Annotated in this window: 20 protein-coding genes, 2 tRNA genes, 1 pseudogene and 1 riboswitch; of the genes and pseudogenes, 12 read left to right on the top strand and 11 right to left on the bottom strand. The window is 61.2% G+C overall.

Annotated features, from left to right (window positions below; genetic code table 11):
* Positions 1-2: 2 nt before the first annotated feature.
* Genes AC3WLT_RS03955 through AC3WLT_RS03945 form a run of 3 tightly spaced genes read right to left on the bottom strand, consistent with a single transcriptional unit; the run spans position 3 to position 1,789 of the window.
* Entirely contained in the window at positions 3-302 is a 300-nt protein-coding gene (locus AC3WLT_RS03955; RefSeq protein ID WP_492578931.1) for a phosphopantetheine-binding protein, read from the bottom strand.
* A complete protein-coding gene (locus AC3WLT_RS03950) occupies positions 277-1,071 on the bottom strand; it encodes a lysophospholipid acyltransferase family protein (RefSeq protein ID WP_492590611.1) in 795 nt (264 codons plus the stop codon). Before AC3WLT_RS03950 ends, AC3WLT_RS03955 begins: the two co-directional genes overlap by 26 nt.
* Entirely contained in the window at positions 1,055-1,789 is a 735-nt protein-coding gene (locus AC3WLT_RS03945) for a beta-ketoacyl synthase chain length factor (RefSeq protein ID WP_492590610.1), read from the bottom strand. The genes AC3WLT_RS03950 and AC3WLT_RS03945 overlap by 17 nt, the downstream gene beginning before the upstream one ends.
* A 627-nt stretch (positions 1,790-2,416) precedes the next feature.
* A riboswitch (yybP-ykoY riboswitch) is annotated at positions 2,417-2,637 on the top strand.
* 6 nt (positions 2,638-2,643) lie between these two features.
* Between AC3WLT_RS03945 and AC3WLT_RS03940 the strand changes: the two genes are divergently transcribed.
* Entirely contained in the window at positions 2,644-3,216 is a 573-nt protein-coding gene (locus AC3WLT_RS03940) for a TMEM165/GDT1 family protein (protein WP_492590609.1), read from the top strand.
* Between the two features lie 126 nt (positions 3,217-3,342).
* Here the strand turns inward: AC3WLT_RS03940 and AC3WLT_RS03935 are convergent, their stop codons facing one another.
* Positions 3,343-4,032, bottom strand: coding sequence for a DUF4136 domain-containing protein (locus tag AC3WLT_RS03935; RefSeq protein WP_492590608.1), 690 nt, complete (start codon positions 4,030-4,032; stop codon positions 3,343-3,345).
* A 274-nt stretch (positions 4,033-4,306) separates the two neighbouring features.
* On the opposite strand from AC3WLT_RS03935, the gene pepN reads away from it, so the two are divergent.
* The 4 genes and pseudogenes from pepN to AC3WLT_RS03915 all read left to right on the top strand — a co-directional run bounded on the left by pepN (position 4,307) and on the right by AC3WLT_RS03915 (position 8,520).
* A complete protein-coding gene (gene pepN, locus AC3WLT_RS03930; RefSeq protein WP_492590607.1) occupies positions 4,307-7,012 on the top strand; it encodes an aminopeptidase N in 2,706 nt (901 codons plus the stop codon).
* 110 nt (positions 7,013-7,122) lie between these two features.
* Positions 7,123-7,251: pseudogene (locus tag AC3WLT_RS03925) on the top strand (HigA family addiction module antitoxin); the annotation flags it as partial.
* A gap of 121 nt (positions 7,252-7,372) precedes the next feature.
* Positions 7,373-8,389: a class 1 fructose-bisphosphatase gene (locus AC3WLT_RS03920; protein WP_492590606.1), complete on the top strand. Its 1,017-nt coding sequence runs from the start codon at positions 7,373-7,375 to the stop codon at positions 8,387-8,389.
* A gap of 55 nt (positions 8,390-8,444) precedes the next feature.
* Positions 8,445-8,520, top strand: a tRNA-Thr gene (locus AC3WLT_RS03915).
* A gap of 159 nt (positions 8,521-8,679) precedes the next feature.
* Here AC3WLT_RS03915 and AC3WLT_RS03910 read toward each other — a convergent pair.
* Both AC3WLT_RS03910 and AC3WLT_RS03905 read right to left on the bottom strand, forming a co-directional pair.
* Positions 8,680-8,880 carry a hypothetical protein gene (locus AC3WLT_RS03910; RefSeq protein ID WP_492590605.1) on the bottom strand — a complete coding sequence of 67 codons (201 nt, stop codon included), beginning with the start codon at positions 8,878-8,880 and terminating at the stop codon, positions 8,680-8,682.
* 310 nt (positions 8,881-9,190) lie between these two features.
* Positions 9,191-10,102 (bottom strand): LysR family transcriptional regulator, encoded by a 912-nt coding sequence (locus tag AC3WLT_RS03905; protein ID WP_492590604.1) that lies wholly within the window; start codon positions 10,100-10,102, stop codon positions 9,191-9,193.
* Between the two features lie 128 nt (positions 10,103-10,230).
* Between AC3WLT_RS03905 and AC3WLT_RS03900 the strand changes: the two genes are divergently transcribed.
* Positions 10,231-11,346 carry an aldo/keto reductase gene (locus AC3WLT_RS03900; protein ID WP_492590603.1) on the top strand — a complete coding sequence of 372 codons (1,116 nt, stop codon included), beginning with the start codon at positions 10,231-10,233 and terminating at the stop codon, positions 11,344-11,346.
* 529 nt (positions 11,347-11,875) lie between these two features.
* Positions 11,876-12,025: a hypothetical protein gene (locus tag AC3WLT_RS03895; RefSeq protein WP_028200145.1), complete on the top strand. Its 150-nt coding sequence runs from the start codon at positions 11,876-11,878 to the stop codon at positions 12,023-12,025.
* Positions 12,026-12,115: 90 nt separating this feature from the next.
* Here the strand turns inward: AC3WLT_RS03895 and AC3WLT_RS03890 are convergent, their stop codons facing one another.
* Positions 12,116-12,328, bottom strand: a complete 213-nt coding sequence (locus AC3WLT_RS03890; RefSeq protein WP_492590602.1) for a hypothetical protein — start codon at positions 12,326-12,328, stop codon at positions 12,116-12,118.
* Here AC3WLT_RS03890 and AC3WLT_RS03885 point away from each other — a divergent pair.
* Positions 12,327-12,923 (top strand): chorismate mutase, encoded by a 597-nt coding sequence (locus tag AC3WLT_RS03885; protein WP_492590601.1) that lies wholly within the window; start codon positions 12,327-12,329, stop codon positions 12,921-12,923. The two genes, AC3WLT_RS03890 and AC3WLT_RS03885, sit on opposite strands and share 2 nt — an antisense overlap.
* An 80-nt stretch (positions 12,924-13,003) precedes the next feature.
* On the opposite strand, the gene AC3WLT_RS03880 is transcribed toward AC3WLT_RS03885, so the two are convergent.
* Positions 13,004-14,167 carry an exonuclease domain-containing protein gene (locus AC3WLT_RS03880; protein WP_492590600.1) on the bottom strand — a complete coding sequence of 388 codons (1,164 nt, stop codon included), beginning with the start codon at positions 14,165-14,167 and terminating at the stop codon, positions 13,004-13,006.
* A 357-nt stretch (positions 14,168-14,524) separates the two neighbouring features.
* Positions 14,525-14,728, bottom strand: coding sequence for a cold-shock protein (locus tag AC3WLT_RS03875; RefSeq protein WP_074300443.1), 204 nt, complete (start codon positions 14,726-14,728; stop codon positions 14,525-14,527).
* Positions 14,729-15,165: 437 nt separating this feature from the next.
* Here AC3WLT_RS03875 and AC3WLT_RS03870 point away from each other — a divergent pair, with 437 nt between their 5' ends.
* The 3 genes from AC3WLT_RS03870 (at position 15,166) to AC3WLT_RS03860 (ending at position 17,465) form a co-directional block, all read left to right on the top strand.
* On the top strand, positions 15,166-15,411 hold the full coding sequence (locus tag AC3WLT_RS03870; RefSeq protein WP_492590599.1) for a hypothetical protein: 246 nt from the start codon (positions 15,166-15,168) through the stop codon (positions 15,409-15,411).
* Positions 15,412-15,936: 525 nt separating this feature from the next.
* Positions 15,937-17,067: a porin gene (locus AC3WLT_RS03865; protein WP_492590598.1), complete on the top strand. Its 1,131-nt coding sequence runs from the start codon at positions 15,937-15,939 to the stop codon at positions 17,065-17,067.
* Positions 17,068-17,198: 131 nt separating this feature from the next.
* Complete coding sequence (locus AC3WLT_RS03860) at positions 17,199-17,465, top strand: transposase (protein ID WP_492590639.1); 267 nt, start codon at positions 17,199-17,201, stop codon at positions 17,463-17,465.
* 62 nt (positions 17,466-17,527) lie between these two features.
* Here AC3WLT_RS03860 and greB read toward each other — a convergent pair whose 3' ends face one another.
* On the bottom strand, positions 17,528-18,097 hold the full coding sequence (greB, locus tag AC3WLT_RS03855) for a transcription elongation factor GreB (RefSeq protein ID WP_492590597.1): 570 nt from the start codon (positions 18,095-18,097) through the stop codon (positions 17,528-17,530).
* Positions 18,098-18,217: 120 nt separating this feature from the next.
* Here greB and AC3WLT_RS03850 point away from each other — a divergent pair.
* Positions 18,218-18,294: transfer RNA gene (locus tag AC3WLT_RS03850), tRNA-Arg, on the top strand.
* A gap of 117 nt (positions 18,295-18,411) precedes the next feature.
* On the opposite strand, the gene AC3WLT_RS03845 is transcribed toward AC3WLT_RS03850, so the two are convergent.
* Positions 18,412-18,900, bottom strand: coding sequence for a phage protein NinX family protein (locus AC3WLT_RS03845; RefSeq protein WP_492590596.1), 489 nt, complete (start codon positions 18,898-18,900; stop codon positions 18,412-18,414).
* Positions 18,901-18,903: the final 3 nt, after the last annotated feature.

Genomic DNA, 18,903 nt, shown 5'->3' with positions numbered 1-18,903 from the left:
ATTTATTCCCCCTTCTTTGTGGTTTCGTTCACAGCGTGCGCCGCTTCGCGCTGGCTGGCGACCAGCGCGGCCAGTGTGCTGATCGAACGGAAGTGTTCGCGCGTGCGTTCGTCGTTCGCTGCGATGGTCAGTTGGTATTGTTTGCGCAGCACGATGCCGATTTCGAGCGCGTCGATCGAATCGAGCCCGATGCCGTCCGTATCGAACAACGGGGCATCGTCGTCGATATCGGCGGGACTCAGGTCTTCCAGATCGAGCGCTTCGATCAGAAGCTGTTTAATTTCCAGTTTTAAAGAATCCATAATCGACCAGGTGCTGAGTAATGTGTGCTTCGATGGCGCTTGTCACGCTGCGCGCCGCGAGAGACGGTGAAGTGTCGTGTGCCGCAAGCTGCTCGACGCCAAGCGGCTCGAGCACGTTCACGCGCATCCGGAAAGCACGCGCCGGCACGTCGTACCAGCGCATCTGCTTGGTGAACGCCGGCGGATCGCAATCCATCAGCACCGGCACGATCGGCGCGCCGGCTTTCAGCGCCATGTGCGCGAAACCGCGCGAAAAGGCGTGCAGCCGGTTCGGCGCGGGGCTGCGCGTGCCCTCGGGAAAAATGATCATCGTATAGCCTGCCGCAAGCTGCCGCGCGCCGGCGTCGACGAGTTCCGATGGATCGGCATTGCTCACATATTCAGCCGAGCGCACGATCCCCCAGAAACACGGGTTGCTCCAATGCGCGTTTTTCACCACGCAACAGGCGCGCGGCGTCAACGATAGCAGCACCATCACGTCGAGATAGGTCGGGTGATTGGCGACGACAATCGCCGGACCGCCCGCGCGCAACACCTGTGCGCCCGACACCTCGAGCTCCATCACGCCGATGCGCTGCAACACCGCGACCAGCACGCGGAAAAACCCATGGATCACGCTCGTCACCCCACGCTGACGCGACGCCCGATGCGGCCACAGCCACGCAAACGGAAACACCAGCACCGAGAACAGCACGCCGCAGATGCCGAATATCACGAAGGCCATGCCCGTCGCGCAGAACCGCCAGCCGTAATCAAGCCGCGCTGTCATGCCAGCTCCAATGCCACGTGGCGCCGATGCCTTGCCAGGCTGCGGACTCGCGGGTGTCGAGACAGTGTTGCAGCGCCTGGCTCTGGGTCGCAAACCGCTCGTCTGCGTCTGCCCGGCTTGCCGGGTCCGCCAGACTGGCCGGCTCAGACGCAACCGCCGCGCCCGCGCCGGACAGCGTGCAGACGAGTTGGCCGGCTGCCGTGTCCTTGTTCAGCAGGATCGCGATCGCGCCGCCCTGCACTTCGTCTTCAATGGTGCCGTACGCGGGATCGGCCGGTTCGTCGGCGTACACCAGCAGCACCGGCGACCCAGGCTGCGCCGCATATTGCGCGTACGCCTCGAGCAGCGCGTAGCCGAGCGTTTCGGCGCCGGCGGAGATCGCGCTGGCGGCCGAGCGGTCGCCGCGCGCAATGCCGAACACACCGGTCATTGCGTTCAGCACGGACAGGCTGAACGCGGTCGGCGACACCGGCTCCCCCGCGCTGATCGCGCGCAGGATGTCGGTGGTACGCCGCAATTCGCCGTGGCGCGAGGCAAACACGACCCGCACGTCATCCTGCGCCACGCAATCATGCGCCACCTTCAGGGCGATTCTGGACAAAGTGCTCAGGCGACGCCGCACGATCGGCTCGATAAAGCCAATATCGGGTGCGGCAGATGCGGCAGCAGGCCAGCTAGACCAGCGAGCGACCGGAATGGTCCAGTGCAGATCGGGCATATCGGTGTTCGCGCGTAGAAGCGAGGAAAGGCTGAGTGCGCCTGACGGGATACACGCCGTCACAGCATGTGCGCGCCGCGCGGACCGGCAATCTCCAAACAAGGGGTCAATCCAATCTTCTTATGAGGTTCAACGATATAACGGCACACGGCCCCATTTATTGAGCCGCCATAGCCGATTTAGGGTTGGATTATTCGAGGCTCCCTGTGGTCGCCGGGAATCATACTGAATATTGTGAATTAAATCAGCCACAAAAGACGTATCCATCTGTATCCGTATCGCCGAGGCGACGGACGGTTTTGCGTCGGCCATCCGATACTCCGGCGGCATTTCTGCGCGCCGTGATTGCGCTGGAAAGCCGTTCGCCCCGGGCTGTTCAGTCTCGCACCCGGCAAATGCGGCCACCCATGCTTTCATTTGCCATTCAACACACCTGTTGCAGTTCGGCACACTTCGGCACACTTCGGCTCAGTTCGGTGCTCAGTTCGGTGCGCAGTTCGGCGATTTCGCTCGCCGCCCTGCTTATGCGCCACAGCTAATGCGACTGACGCAGCCGGCTGTTGCGCCGTTTTATGAGTGGCGGCGGTGGCGGATTCAGGCGTCGCGCGAGTTCTGTCCTGTTATACTCCGTCCCTCATTGGGGAGTAGCCGCCCCGCGACACGTCCGCGCCGCTGTGATCTGGGTGCGTCGAGCGTGTGATTCGCGGGGGCGCCTGTCAACAGACTTGGCCTGCAAGGCCATGGCAGACGCAGCCTCTGGCCTGGCGAGACCGATGATCCACACGCGCCGCAAGAGGGCCCGGCGTGTCGTGGGTCGTCGCTCGTTCATATCTCGGCCCGGGGAAAATCAAAACGTGGACCACGCTTTTCTTATTTCGACCGGAGCGGTCACGCTCGCCGAAATCGGCGACAAGACGCAATTGCTCTCGCTCGTTCTTGCCGCCCGTTATCGCAAACCGCTGCCGATCATTCTCGGCGTGCTGGCCGCCACCCTCGTCAATCATGCCTGCGCCGGCGCGCTCGGTGCGTGGCTCGGCTCGCTGCTCACCCCGACCATCATGCGCTGGGCGCTGGCCGCGTCGTTCATCGGCATGGGCTTGTGGATTCTGGTGCCCGACAAACTCGCCGACGAAGAAGCCAACACCAACCGCACGCATTTCGGCGTATTCGGCGCAACCGTGGTGACCTTTTTTCTCGCGGAAATGGGCGACAAGACGCAGATCGCGACCGTCGCCCTCGCGGCGCGCTTTCACGATTTCTTCGGCGTGGTGGCGGGCACGACGCTCGGTATGATGATCGCCAACGTGCCGGCGATCCTGCTCGGCGACCGCTTCGCCCACAAGCTGCCGACCAATGTCGTGCACGGCATCGCCGCCGTGATGTTCGTGGTGCTGGGGGCGATGGCGTTGTTCGGCGTCGGCGTCTAGGCGCGGCGGCCAGGAACTCCCGGCCTGGGCGCGCAAGCTCCGGAACAGAACGGCCCGGCAGGAATCGCCTGCCGGGCCGTTTTTTGTTGCGCCGCAGCGTATGCGGTTCGACGCAGCGTTTGCGCCTTATTGCACGGCCTTCGCGGCTGATGCCGGCGCAGCGGGCGCAGCACCCGTTACGGCAACCTCGTTCGACGACCCGCCGTTGTTGTCGAGCGGAATCTTCACCGTGTGCACGACGCTGTTGCCGAGCGGGAAGTCGGCCAGCGCGCTACGCGCCAGATAAGGCATGGCTCGCACCAACGACGATTCGCCGCCGGAATTGCGCGCCGTCACGTTGTAGACCTCCTTGCCGGTTGCACGCTCGGTGATCCGTACGCCGAGCAGGTGCGTGTAGATCGGGTAGCTCTGATTCACGTACCCGGCCGGGTAAGGTCCCCATGGACCCCACGGATCGAACGGCCGGCCCCAATAGGGCGCCGGCCACGGGTTGTAATAGACCGGCTCGGCGACCGTCACGATGTCCGAGCGAATGCCATACGACAGCCCGACCAGATAACGCGCTTGCGATGCGTCGACCTGACGGAACGCATGCGGCGCGAGTTCGTTGGCGACGATGCGTTCGTAAGTGGAGAGTTCGAGGTTGTTCTTTTGATCCGCCGCGCGGGTGAACGCATAGGTCCGGGTGGCGTCGCTGCCGTTCCAGTCGGAGAACGCCGTGACCTGGGTGGTCACGTAGGTCGTGCAGCCGGACAGCAGCACCGTCAGCGCCGCTATCAGCAGCGTAGCGCGGCGGGTCCATCGATCGATTTTCATGGTCTACCTCGTGTTGCCTGTTATCGCCAGTCCTGGCCGGGTTCGTTCGTGTGCACGCTTTCGCGCGCCAAGGCGCCCCGCTGAGGCGCGTGCCGCCAAGGCGCGCCCCGCTAGGCGCGCCCCACGAAAGCGCGACCGATAATACGCTGACCTGGCGATTCGGTAAAAAGTTCGCCCCGCACGATCCGCCGAGGCTTTGTACAATGGCCCGACAAGCCCGGCTCGCGTGCCCTTCCCGCGCGTGACGGCTCGAGTCCCATCACTACAGAACGCCATGGCCGATACCGCAACGCCCAATGTGATCCGCCGCGCCGATTACGCGCCGCCCGCCTTCCTGATCGACACCGTCGCACTGGAGTTCGATCTGGTCCCCGAACGCACCGTCGTCAAAAATACGATGCGCGTGCGCCGCAATCCGGACGCCGCCCGCGCCGCCCATCTCGAACTGATGGGCGAGCAACTCGAGTTCGTCAGCGCCGCCATCGACGGCTTGCCCTTTATCAATGCGCATGCGCACGAGCACGGCCTGATCCTCGACAACGTGCCGGACGCTTTCGAGCTGACGCTCACCAGCATTTGCAATCCGGCGGAGAACACCACGCTGTCGGGCCTCTATGTGTCGTGCGGCAACTTCTTCACGCAGTGCGAGGCCGAGGGCTTCCGCCGCATCACCTACTTCCTCGACCGCCCGGACGTGATGGCGACCTTCACGGTCACGCTGCGCGCCGACAAGGCCGCCTATCCAGTGCTGCTGTCGAACGGCAATCTGCTTGAAGAAGGCGATCTGCCGGACGGCCGCCATTTCGCACGCTGGGAAGATCCGTTCAGAAAGCCGAGCTATCTGTTCGCGCTGGTCGCGGGCAAGCTGGTCGCGCTCGAAGAGCGCGTGAAGACCGGCTCGGGCAAGGAAAAGCTGCTGCAGGTATGGGTCGAACCGCACGATCTCGACAAGACCCGTCACGCAATGGATTCGCTGATCCACTCGATCCACTGGGACGAAGAGCGCTTCGGGCTCGAACTCGATCTGGACCGCTTCATGATCGTCGCCGTGAGCGACTTCAACATGGGTGCGATGGAGAACAAGGGGCTCAACATCTTCAACACGAAGTACGTGCTGGCGAACCCCGAAACGGCAACGGACACCGACTTCGCGAACATCGAGGCGGTGGTCGGCCACGAGTACTTCCACAACTGGACTGGTAACCGCGTCACGTGCCGCGACTGGTTCCAGCTGAGCCTGAAAGAAGGCCTGACGGTGTTCCGCGATCAGGAATTCTCGGCCGACATGGCAGGCGGCCAGAGCAACGGTAGCGACGAAGCCGCGCGCGCCACCAAACGCATCGAAGACGTGCGCGTGCTGCGCCAGATGCAGTTCGCCGAAGACGCCGGTCCGATGGCGCATCCGGTGCGTCCGGAAAGCTACGTCGAGATCAACAACTTCTACACGATGACCGTCTACGAGAAAGGCTCGGAAGTCGTGCGGATGTATCAGACGTTGTTCGGCCGCGAGGGTTTTCGCCAAGGCATGGACCTGTACTTCAAGCGCCACGACGGTCAGGCGGTGACCTGCGACGATTTCCGTCACGCGCTGGCCGACGCGAATGGCCGCGACCTCGCGCAATTCGAGGGCTGGTATAGCCAGGCCGGCACGCCGCGCGTGTCCGTGCGCACGAAGTACGACGCCGCTCAGCAACGCTACAGCGTGACACTCACGCAAGGTTATGGCGAAACCGCTGCGGCCGTGCGCGAAACACAAAAAGGACCGCTGCTGATCCCGTTCGCGATCGGTTTGATCGGTAAGGACGGCAAGGATCTGCCGCTGCAACTGGAAGGCGAAGCCAACGCGTCGGCCTCCACCACGCGCGTGCTCGAATTCACGCAGACCGAACAGACCTTCACGTTCGTCAACGTGGCGCAAGAACCGCTGCCCTCGCTGCTGCGCAATTTCTCGGCGCCGGTGATCGTCGAATACGACTATTCGGCGGAACAGCTTGCGTTCCTGCTTGCGCACGACAGCGATCCGTTCAACCGCTGGGAAGCCGGCCAACGGCTGGCCACGCGTGAGTTGCTGGCGCTGGCCGGACGCGCGGCGACCGGTGCGCCGCTGCAACTCGACGATTCGGTCGTTGCCGCATTCGCCCGTGTACTGACCGACGAAACGCTCTCGCCGGCGTTTCGCGAACTGGCGTTGATGCTGCCGTCGGAAGCGTATCTGGCCGAGCAGATGGCCGAATCGAATCCGGCCGCGGTTCACGCGGCACGCCAGTTCGTGCGCAAACGTCTCGCGAACGCGCTGAAGAAGGACTGGCTCACGGTGTATGAGCAGCATCGCACGCCGGGTGCGTACGAAGCGACGCCTGAGGCCTCCGGTCACCGCACGTTGAAGAATCTCGCGCTGGCGTATCTCGTGGAACTGGACGACCCGGCTGAAGCCGTGCACCTCGCGTCCGCGCAGTACGACGCGGCCAACAACATGACCGACCGCTCGGCGGCGCTCGCGGCACTGCTCAATGCGTCGGCGGCCAACGGCGGCAGCGCAGAGGCGCAGCAGGCACTGGACGACTTCTACCAACGCTTCGAAAAGGAACCGCTCGTCATCGACAAGTGGTTCGCTTTGCAGGCGACGCAACGCGGCAGCGCGCAGCGTCCGGTGATCGACATCGTGCGCAAGCTGATGACGCATCCGGCGTTCAACCTGAAGAACCCGAATCGCGCGCGCTCGCTGATTTTCAGCTTCTGCGCGGCAAATCCGGCGCAGTTCCATGCCGAAGACGGTTCGGGCTACGCGTTCTGGGCGGACCAGGTCATCGCGCTCGACGCCCTCAATCCGCAAGTAGCCGCGCGCCTCGCCCGCTCGCTGGAATTGTGGCGCCGCTTCACGCCGACGCTGCGCGACGGCATGCGCGCGGCGCTGGAGAAAGTCGCTTCGCAGGTGAAGTCGCGCGACGTGCGGGAGATCGTGGAGAAGGCATTGGCATGACGATCGTCTGACAGCGCTTCTGGCATCGGAAAGCCGGCACATGTTGCCGGCTTTTTTTTCGTCCTGACTTCGTGTCCGCCGTGCGGTTCGCGTTAGCCATCTGGACAGCGATCGAGCCGCTGCCCAAGGCGGACCGCCCCAAAATGCCCAGGATCTCGGCCGAACACGCCCGTGCGGCGGCGCTCGCAGCCAGTCTGAGCGGCACTGCCACGACCATCAAGGCACGCCGCAAGGCCTGACTGCCGCCCGGCAATGCAAAGCCGAACCCCGCAGCCGCACGCCTATTCATCTCAAAAGCACGGAGTCGACACAACGAACGGTTAAAATCGAGACATTCCTCAAGCCTCCCGGAGTACAGCAATGGCTTTGCAACGTCGTACCACTCTCACGAAGTACCTGATCGAGCAGCAGCGCGAGACCAACAACCTGCCCGCCGATCTGCGCCTTTTGATCGAAGTCGTTGCGCGCGCGTGCAAGGCGATCAGCTACCACGTCAGCAAGGGCGCGCTGGGCGATGCTCTCGGCACGGCGGGCAGCGAGAACGTCCAGGGCGAAGTGCAGAAGAAGCTCGACATCCTGTCGAACGAAATCCTGCTCGAAGCGAACGAATGGGGCGGCAACCTGGCCGGCATGGCGTCGGAGGAGATGGAACAGTTCTTCCCGATTCCGGCCAACTACCCGAAGGGCGAATACCTGCTGGTGTTCGATCCGCTCGACGGCTCGTCGAACATCGACGTCAACGTGTCGATCGGCACGATCTTCTCGGTGCTGCGCTGCCCCGACGGCCAGCAACCCACCGAACAGTCGTTCCTGCAACCTGGCACGCAGCAGGTGGCGGCCGGCTATGCGGTGTATGGCCCGCAAACCGTGCTGGTGCTGACCACCGGCAACGGCGTGAACTGCTTCACGCTCGACCGCGAACTCGGCTCGTGGGTGCTTACGCAAAGCGACTTACGTATTCCGGTAGAAACGCGTGAATATGCGATCAACGCGTCGAACGCGCGCCACTGGTACGAACCGGTCCAGCAGTACATCGGCGAACTGAATGCCGGCAAGGAAGGCCCGCGCCAGAGCGACTTCAACATGCGTTGGGTCGCGTCGATGGTGGCGGACGTGCACCGTATCCTGAATCGTGGCGGCGTCTTCATGTATCCGGCCGACAAGCGCACGCCGGACAAGCCGGGCAAGCTGCGCCTGATGTACGAAGCAAACCCGATGGCGTTCATCGTCGAACAGGCGGGCGGCGCAGCGACTAATGGCGAGAAGCGCATTCTGGACATTATCCCGAAAAGCTTGCACGAACGTGTGGCCGTGTTCCTCGGCTCGAAGAACGAAGTCGACCGCGTCACGCGCTATCACCTCGAAGCAAAAAAGTAAGTGTAGGGGCTTGCCAAGCTCATAAAGAAGTCCCTATAATCTCGTTTCTCCTGATGCCGGAATAGCTCAGACGGTAGAGCAGCGCATTCGTAATGCGAAGGTCGGGGGTTCGATTCCTCTTTCCGGCACCAACAGATTCAAGCAAAAAGCCCAGTCATTGCGACTGGGCTTTTTGCTTTCTGCAGGACACGCGAGCGCTGCGCCACAAGTTCATTTATCGGCACTTCAATTGCTGCTCGATGCAGAACTTCCCCAAACAAAGCCAACGCGTTAGCCACGGTTGTCACGGTTCAAAAACCCAGCCTGTCGCATCGCGCGATCACAACCAGGTTGCGGGCCATGAAGACATCTTCGGTGAGCGCTTTGCCCTCCTCGGTCCGCTGAGTGCCGTACGCGGAGATCGCCTCCTTCGGCGCCGACGAAAACCATAAGATCCGCCCGGCGCACTCGATTCCAACCTGGCGTCCGTTCCAATAGACAGCGCTTTCCATAGTTACTCTCCGAAGGGCGAAGATAGCCATCTTCCGTGCCGGTACCTGGGGCGTCCGTTATCCACCGCACTCTGGGTCACAGACAGACGTCTCAATAATATGGACCGCGCATGCCGCGCTTACCAAGCGTACATCTACCTATGTTGCGAAATGAGTTCACCGCGGAGTTCACCGCGCGGCACGATTGTGGCGAGCGGCACACCAGTGGAAGTCGGGCGCATGGAAGTCGAGCGCATCAATGAGCGCCGCACCACCGCCTGCCTGAAACAATAAAAGCGGCTCGCAGCTTGAACGTGAACGGAACGCGCCATCATCCGGCGCCGCGCTTTTCCTTCAGGAAATCGATCAGCGCACGCAGCTTGAGCGGCATCTGTGCGCGGCTCGCCGTGTACAGATAGAACCCCGGAAAGCTCGGACACCACGCGTCCAGCACACGCACGAGCCGGCCGTCTTCGAGTTGCTCGCGTACATAGCCGTCGATCACGTGCAGCAGACCGACGCCCTGCTCCGCCGCTTGCACCATCGTGCGCAGATCGTTCGTCACGAGACTGCCGCGCGTCTCGACCTCGAACACGCGCGCCGGGTCGTCCGGCGGCGCGAACTCCCATCGATAGATACCGCCGCTAGTCGAGAAGCGATAACGCAGGCAATCGTGAGCGGCAAGATCGGAGGGCGTCGCGGGCGGTGCGTAGCGTTCGAAATAAGCCGGCGAGCCTGCCACGACAATGCGAATCTCGCCGCTCAAAGGCACCGCGACCATGTCTCGCGCGACACGCTCACCAAGCCGGATGCCGGCGTCGAAGCCTGCGCCGACCACGTCGGCGAGGCCGTCGTCGAGTGTCATGTCGAGACGGATCTGCGGATAGCGGCGCGTGAATTCGGCCAGATGCGGCAGCACCAGCAACTCGCTCGCGACCCGTGGCAGGTTGATGCGCAGCGTGCCGGCGGGCTGATCACGGGCTTCATCGAGCGCTTCGAAAGCGGCCTCGAGCGCCGCCAGCGCAGGTTTCACGCTCGCGAGAAACTGCGCACCGGCCTCGGTCAACGCCACACGCCGGGTGGTCCGGTTGAACAGACGCACGCTCAACTGCGTCTCGAGCGCGCGGATGGTTTGCGACAGCGCGGACGCCGTCACGCCGGTTTCACCGGCCGCGCGCGTAAAACTGCCGTGATGCGCGACAGACGCGAACGCCATCAGCGCCGGCAACTGAGCAGGATCCATCGCATCCCCTATTATTAAGTCCGACTTCACAATTCTTGCAGACAAGCGGCATTTTTCCACGAAAAGAATCGGCGCACGATAGCCCTATCGACTCGCTTCGTTCCGCGTAACCGCCCAAGGAGACTGACATGACGATGAACCGCTATAACCTGCTCGGCCGCTCAGGCCTGCGCGTGAGCCCGATCGCACTCGGCACGATGACCTTCGGCACCGAATGGGGCTGGGGCGCCGAGGAAAAATCGGCGCAGCGCCTCTTCGACCTGTACGTGGATGCGGGCGGCAACTTTGTCGATACGGCCGATCTGTACACCGAAGGCACCAGCGAAAAATGGCTAGGCAAATTCGTCGCGGCGCGCGGCCTGCGTGACCGGCTGGTAATCGCGACCAAATACGGCTACAACGCCGAAACCGGCAATCCGAACGCAGGCGGCAACCACCGCAAAAATCTGCTGCGCGCACTCGACGGTTCGCTCAAGCGTCTTGGCACCGACTACATCGACTTGTATTACCTGCACACGTGGGACCGCGTCACGCCGGTGGACGAAGTCATGCGCGCAATGGACGACGCGGTGCGCACCGGCAAGATCCGCTACGTCGGCCTGTCGGATACGCCGGCATGGTTCGCCGGGCGCGCACAGACCCTCGCCGACTGGCGAGGCTTCGAACCGGTCGCGGCGATGCAGCTCGAATACTCGATGATCGAGCGCAACGCCGAAAACGAGTTCGCCGATCTCGCCGCCAATCTGGGCATGGGGCTCGTGCCGTGGAGTCCGCTCGGCATGGGCGTGCTGTCGGGGAAATATCGGCCATCGCAAAGCGGAGCATCTGGCAGCGTTTCAGGTAGCGGACGGCTGGCGAGCGTGGCAAGCGCGCCGCCGCCGGGCTTCGACAAACTCACCGAGCGCAATTTTCGGATCGTCGCGGAACTCGAGGCCGTAGCAAACCTGGCAGGCAGACCGATGGCACAGGTCGCGCTCAACTGGCTGCATCGGAAGCGTGGTGTGTCGAGCATCATCGTCGGCGCGACCAAGCCGGAACAATTGCAGGAGTCGCTCGGCTCACTCGACTTCATGCTTGCGCCCGAACTGATCTCCCGGCTCGATGCGGTATCGGAACCGGCTCGCCCGTTCCCGTATTACATGTTCGCCGATGGCCATCAGGCGCGCATTCACGGACAAGTCGAAGTCACCGACAAATCAGCGGCCTACGCCGCGCCCGTGACGATTCCCGCTCCGCGCACATAGCGGGAGGTTGATGATTGCGAGCGCCGCTCACGGCGCACTGACACGCGCTGCGTTCCGCCGGGAACGTGGCGCGTATTTATTTGCGGAGAATGACCTGAAAAGCATTCTCGCTCGTCAACGATTTCGCCGAATTGTTCGTTAACAAAAAGATTAGGAGCCGATTGAACGAATCGGTAATTAACGAACGTTCGGTTGCGATACAAGAAAATCCTGCCAATGCGGCAGCGCACAAAAACGAATCGGTTTGTTCGTATCAACACATATGAACGAACGATGCACGGACATACTGAAGTTAATCCGTTGAAAGCACGCGGGGCAAGGCTGGGAAGGGTGCAGCGCGGAATAACGAACTATTGAATTGGCGGCGATGAGAGCCGAAGCATGCACAGCCAACCGATAAATTCTATTCAAACATTCCGCCCCCAGGTTGGCGTGTACCGTTAAAGCAACAAACGGCATGCGAGCCGCATCAGAGACTGGTGCAAAACGGGGCCCGAGGCAGATAATCGCTTTGTAAAGGAGAGAGATCATGGATGCGAAACCACCGAAGATTCCGACCCCGGATAAAGTTTTTAGCCCGGATCCGGAACCCGCTGGCGTCGAATTTTTGGGTGCGGAACTGCCTGAGCACGTTCGTGCCTTTTTCGACGAACAACGTAAGTCGTGCGACTCGAAGTAATCATGCAGTGGCGCGATGCAGCATCGGCGTCCGCGCGCTCGGCGTGCGGCGAAGGTTGGCGCGCGCCTGGACAATCGTCTTGCACTTATTTCACGGCGATTTCACGCCGCTGCCTGCGGCTGCTTGATTGCGACGCTGGGCCGTGCGGTCCGGCGTCAGATTGCGTACGTCGTTTATCAGGCGCTTTTGAATCGCTTTTGAATATTTCGGGCGCTCGTTTTGAGCGGTCAATCGCCGCTTGATCGGCGCATCGTCTATTCTTCTGTTTTTTTCCGCGGCCGCTCGGCCAAGCCTGCCTCCCATGAATCGTTCGTATCGCTTCGGCGCATCATGCGCGCTCGCGTTGTTCACTGTGCTCGCGTTCGCCCCCGCCCCCGCAATCGCGGACGGCGACGACACCGCCCTCACCAATCTGATCGCGCTGGCTTCGCAACGGCTGGCACTGGCAGAACCTGTCGCGCGCTGGAAGTGGGCAAACCATCAGGCGATCACCGATACGCCACGCGAAAATGCATTGCTCGCCGATGTCGAGAAACGCGCCCTCGCGGCGAACGTCGATCCGGCGTTTGCCCATGCTTTCTTCAAGGATCAGATCGACGCGAGCAAGGACGTGCAGAACGCTCTGTTTGCCAACTGGCGCAGCACGCGGCCGCCGGAAGGACCGGTGCCCGATCTGGCGAGCAGCACAAGGCCGCAACTGGACCGGCTGACGCAGTCACTGGTGGCCGGGCTCGCGCGCGTACAACCGCTGCGCGCGGCGCCGGATTGCCCGTCACGCGTGGCGCAATCGCTTGCCAACTGGAAATCGTTGACCCGTTACGATTCGACGCACTCGAGCGCGCTGACACGCGCACTCGGCCATGTTTGCGAAACCGGAGGAGTCGGCGCGACCGGCTAATCGGCTAATCGGATCACCGCTTTGCGCGTTGCACAAAACGCGCTCAAGCGCGGCCGAAGCCGTGCGAAGCGACCGGTTAGTCAAGCGAGACTCGGCGCGCCCAGCGGCGCCGATGTACCTGCCTGAACGCTCAACGGCATCACACGCAAGCCGCGCGCCAGATGAGTCTGCAGAATGCGGTAGGTCGAGAGTTCGAACGGCCCGGCGACGCTCGACGCATGCAGTGTCGCCGCCTGCGCGAGCGACGGCGCATGGCCGATGTAGCGCCATCTGTCGACAACGTGGAAAGTTCGAGCGAGCGAAGCCTCTTCGCGCTCCTCGAAAACAATCGGGCCATCGAAAGGCCAAGGTGCGTCCGCCGGATCGCTCTTCGCGATACGCGGAACGCGGTTATGGCCAGGGCGCAGCGTCGCAATCCATTGCGCCTCAGTGAGCAACGCGCCCAATTCGCCGCCGGTCGCGCGCCATTCAACTCGCCGCACCTGCTGCGCGAGCCGTATATCCTTCGATGAACGCCGCTCGCCGGTCAAATGCGAGCGCAACCTCTGACGGACACGCACGCTGCGCCCGACATAGAGCGGTAAATCCTCTTCCCCATAGAACGCATAAACGCCGCATCCGGCCGGCGCGGTATCGAGCAAATCTTCGGTAATGTCGCCGGCGAGCCGATAGCGCCGCGTGGTGCGCTCGATCTGCGCCCGCAAGACGTCGAGCGGCACGAGGCCATGCAGACGCTGCCAGAACTGCCAGATCAGATCAGCGTCGGCAAGCGCCCGGTGACGAGCGGACGGCACCAGCGCGTGACGTTCGACCAGCGCATCGAGTCCATGACGCTTTTCCGCCGGAAACAACGCGCGCGACAGACGCACCGTACACAGCACGTCCGGATCGAATGCAAGCCCGACCCCGCGAAACTCGCTGCGCAGAAAACCGCGGTCGAAACTGGCATTGTGCGCAACGAACAATTTGCCGCTCAGGCGCTCAAGAAGGGCCGGCGCGATGGCGTCGAAGGTCGGCGCGCCCCGCACCATCGCATTGGTGATACCGGTGAGCTGCTGAATGAAGGACGGAATCGGCTGCTGAGGGTCGACCAGAGTACTCCAGCGCGACACACCGGCCGGCCCCACTTCGACCACGCCGACTTCGGTGATGCGATGCTCGCCGGTCGAGCCACCGGTGGTTTCAAGGTCGACGAACGCGATCGGCACATCGAGCGCCGGTTCCGGCAGAAACTGTTCAGACATGGAAAAGGATACTTTGGATGCGTGGCTTTGCGGCAAGTATGCACCAGTTGACCGCTCCGCACCCGGACAGCATTGCAATCTCATAGCTGCCGTGCCGCGCAAAAGACAGTATTTGCCGCTGGGCCAGGAGCCGCGAACGAACTGTTGAATTATCCTGGTTTTATGGCGGCCATATAAAACACTGGGCGTGTTTTCCTCTTTTCCCCGTTTTATTGCACGTCCCGTTCTGACTAGATAGTTAATCGTGTTAGCCACTATGCAAAATAAACACGTCGACAATAAAAAAGCCCTCGCCAATGCGAGGGCTTTTTGGCGAACTGGCTGCGCGGCGGCAGGCGCCAGTCAGCGCTGCGCGCATCACAGCGGCTGAATGTTCGCCGCTTGCTTGCCCTTCGGGCCGGTCTTCACCTCGAAGGAGACGCGCTGATTTTCCTTCAGCGACTTGAAACCTTCACTGCGGATTTCCGAAAAGTGCGCGAACAGATCGTCACCGCCCGAATCCGATGTAATGAAGCCAAAGCCCTTAGCATCGTTGAACCATTTTACGATACCAGTTTCCATATTCCAGTTTCCTTCGATGTTTTATAAAAGCGGGCATTGCCCTCAAACCGAACCCTTTGCCATACCACTCATTAGCGGATATTCATGACAGCTTCGGCGCCATCAGACTCAGCAATTGAAATTCAGCATTGCCGTTATACGGGGAACGAAGAATAGCCGTCAAGCGAATTTTTCACATGCACTTAACACGTCGCACGATAAGCGAAGCCAAAATCGGAAAAGTATGAAGAACGTTTTCAGTAAAAACTGACCAAGAAATACGTCATTATTACTTACTCCGCTTGGGATATGCTTAATGTCGGGAAAAATTTCAGCATCGAAGTCTAAAATATGTAACAAAAAATGTTTTTCGTAAGTGTTTGTCCGACTTGTTCCGCCAGATAGTTCATCGCATGATGGAAAAAGCAGTGAATAGTAGTACGTATCGGGAGGTTGCAATGCTGTTCGACAAATTCCGCCACTTCATCACCAGGCTCACCCAATCACATACTAGGACTGTTGCCGATTACCGCGCGGATACCGAATCGGTCCCGGCCTTCGAATTCGACCCCATGTGGCACGGCGATCACTGGCAGAACCTGCTTTCTTCCCCGATGGACGCACGTCGCTACGTGATGGAAGATTGGAGCGTCTCGATTGCGCCCGACTGGACGGAAGCCAACACTCCTGCGCCAGCACACTAGGATTCCGGAACGACAGGCGAAAAAAAGCGCGACTGGGAAGTCGCGCTGACAAAGGTTTGGAGATCTTTTTCGTCAACGAAAAAGTCTGCTTCGCAAAGCAGAAATTCCAGTATAGCGACTTCCTCGCCATCGATTATTCGCATAATCAACAATCATCTATTGCGATTACAACAACAATCTGCCTTTAAAGATTTATTGCATTGTTTTTTCACGTCGATTGCTGTCGCAAATGAGCAACGCCATTCGGTTGACACGCCTCCCTTCTCGCCTCAAAAACGCTACAAGCCTTTAGCAGCAAGGCTTAAACGCCACCCATCTATCGTTTCCTATCGCGTAATACTTTATTGCGGAAATCGGAACGCCCACTTTTCAAGTGTCTCTCTACACTCTGCCTAACCGGAAACCGGCGTGCCTGGAGTACAGCGCGCTTCTCACGCGGATTTCGCCTCTCGCAGCGCCCGCGTGAAAAGGTCTCCTTAAAGCCTGGGTTGTAAAACCCACTCTTGCTCTCTCGGAGTTACAAAGATGAAAAAGACACTCATGGTCGCGGCCCTCACGGGCGTTTTTGCAACGGCAGCACACGCGCAAAGCAGCGTCACGCTGTACGGCTTGATTGACGCCGGCATCACCTATACGAATAACCAGCACGGCCACAGCAACTGGCAAGAAACGAGCGGCTCGGTGAACGGCAGCCGTTGGGGCCTGCGCGGCGCTGAAGATCTGGGCGGCGGTCTCAAGGCCATCTTCACGTTGGAAAACGGTTTCGGCATCAACAACGGCACGCTGAAGCAAGGCGGCCGTGAATTCGGCCGTCAAGCGTTCGTCGGCCTGGCGAGCGACCAGTTCGGCGCCGTGACCCTCGGCCGCCAATACGACAGCATGGTGGACTTCGTCGGCCCGCTGTCCCTGACGGGCACGCAATACGGCGGCACGCAGTTCGCCCACCCGTTCGATAACGACAACCTGAACAACTCGTTCCGCGTCAACAACTCGGTCAAGTACACCAGCGCGAACTACGGCGGCTTCAAGGGCGGCGCCATGTACGGCTTCTCGAACCAGGCTGGCGGATTTGCGAACAACCGCGAATACAGCGTTGGTGGAACGTATAACTGGGGCGGCCTGAATGTCGCAGCTGCGTTCATGCAGTTGAACGGCAGCGGCACGGCGAATACCGGCGGTGCAGTGTCGGACGACTTCACGTTCGCAGCAAAGCGCCAGCAAACCTGGGGGGCAGGCGCGAGCTACACGTTCGGCCCGGCAACGGCTGGCCTCCTCTACACGCAGACCAACCTGACGGGCCTGACGGGCCTCAGCGCAGCCGCATCGGGCTTCTCCAATGGCGTCGCGCTGCCGAGCAACAGCGCTCACTTCCAGAACTTCGAAGTGAACGGCCGCTACGCCCTCACGCCGGCACTGAGCCTCGCAGGTTCTTACACTTACACGCGCGCAAGCATCAACGGCGTGCGTCCGAACTACAACCAGTTCAACCTGCAAACGGACTACGCGCTGTCGAAGCGTACGGACGTGTACCTGCAAGGCGTGTACCAGCGCGTGAACGAAGGTTCGGGCCTGGTTGCGAACATCAACGGCTTGGGCGCCGCGTCGTCGACGAACGGCCAAGTCGCTGTCACCGCAGGTCTGCGTCACCGCTTCTAAGCGGCCGGCAACACCCGCTGCATGGAAAGGCGCCGTTCGCGGCGCCTTTTTTTATGCAGAGAAAGGCGTGCTTTTGAAAAGAAGAGAGCCAATGGACCGGCTGTCAGGCGCTAAATGGGAACGCGTCAGCCATCTGTTCCCAACGGCTGGCGCCAAAAAAGATCGTTGGCCGACCGACTGCCGATTCGCGCGTCGTGCTCGAAGCGATCCAGTGGATCGAACGCACGGGCGAGCGCTGGATGTATCTGCCCGCGCACTTTCCACCGCAGCAAACCTGCTACGCCAGATATTTGCAATGGAAACGCAGCGGCACGGTAGACCAGATTCGCGCGCTGCTCGGCGGCGGCATACGCAACTGCGCCGCACCTGGCACCGGCAATTGCGCCGAAACGACCTGAGTCTCGCCCTCGCCGCCCGTTTAACGCCCGTTTAACGCCCGTTTAACGCCCTGACGAGCGGCCTAGCCGCCGGTATCAGGCGGCGGATACTTGACGTCTAGTACGTCGATGGGCTGCGGGCCAGCCGGCGTGTGCAGCGTGACCGTGTCGCCGATCTTCGCCTTGATCAACGCACGTGCGATCGGCGAGATCCAGCTCACGTGGCCGATATCCAGATCGACCTCGTCGATGCCGACAATGGTCACGGTATGCACCTCGCCGTCTTCTGTCGCGTATTCGACGGTTGCGCCGAAGAAAACCTGATCGACGTTCTCCTGCTTGCTGCTGTCGACCACTTCCGCGAGGTCGAGGCGCTTGGTCAGAAAGCGAATCCGCCGGTCTATTTCGCGCAGGCGGCGCTTGCCATAGATGTAGTCGCCGTTCTCGGAGCGGTCGCCGTTCGACGCCGCCCACGACACCAGCTTGACCACCTCCGGCCGCTCATTGTCGATCAGATGCAGCAGTTCATCGCGCATGCGCCGGTAGCCGGCGGGCGTGATGTAGTTTTTCGTACCCGCGGGAATCTCGGGCTGCGCGACGTCGAGGTCGTCGTCATTCTCTTCACTCGACTCTTTGACAAAGGCCTTGTTCATGATGGTCCGTTAACTGCAGCAAACGTCTGTCTATCAAGGGTACACGATCAGGACAATGAGACAAATCGCAGTTACACGCTTCCCTTTTTTAAAAGCTTTGCTATAATCTCGTTTCTGCGTGCGGCTGTAGCTCAGTTGGATAGAGTACTTGGCTACGAACCAAGGGGTCGTGGGTTCGAATCCTGCCAGCCGCACCACCTATGAAGGGCCTTCCGATCGGAAGGCCCTTTGTTTTTTCCAGGCCGCGTTTTTCTAGACCGTGCTTTGCCAGACCGCGTTCACACGCATGAATGCCACGGCGGCGACTGCAATGCCTATCGCGGCGCCGACTTGATATCGCCTATCTGCGCATCGGCCCGCGGCACGTCTTCGAATGACACCCCGGCACTTTGCTCGCCGATCGGCTCCGCTCTCTTGCCGATCAGCGCCTGCGCCTGATGCATCACGTCGTCGACGCTGTCGCCGAAACGGCTTTCGACAAACGCCCGCAGCAACGCGATCCGCAGTGAATCCCCTCGCCCCTCCACCGTCCGGTGCCCGCCTTCGAACTCCGCGACACAGTGCGCCGCGCCATGATTGATCCGCTCACGCACCTCCAATCGCTGCGCACGCTCCAGCACCGCCGCGGCCGCCTCCCAAGACATAGAGGGCGTGAAACGGCCCTCCCATGGCCGGCCACGGTCGTTGCCGCGGATCGAGACGGTTTCGCCGCTGTCGGTAAAGTGGATTTCGCGCACGAAGTCGTGCAGGCTGCGGGCGACCCAATAGTCGAGCGCCGTGCCGGTGAGTTCAGCTACTTTCATGTG

The organism is Paraburkholderia sp. FW306-2-2C-D06C, assembly GCF_058781505.1.
The sequence above is the reverse complement of the archived record's forward strand: the minus strand, read 5'-3'. Positions and strand labels throughout refer to the sequence as shown.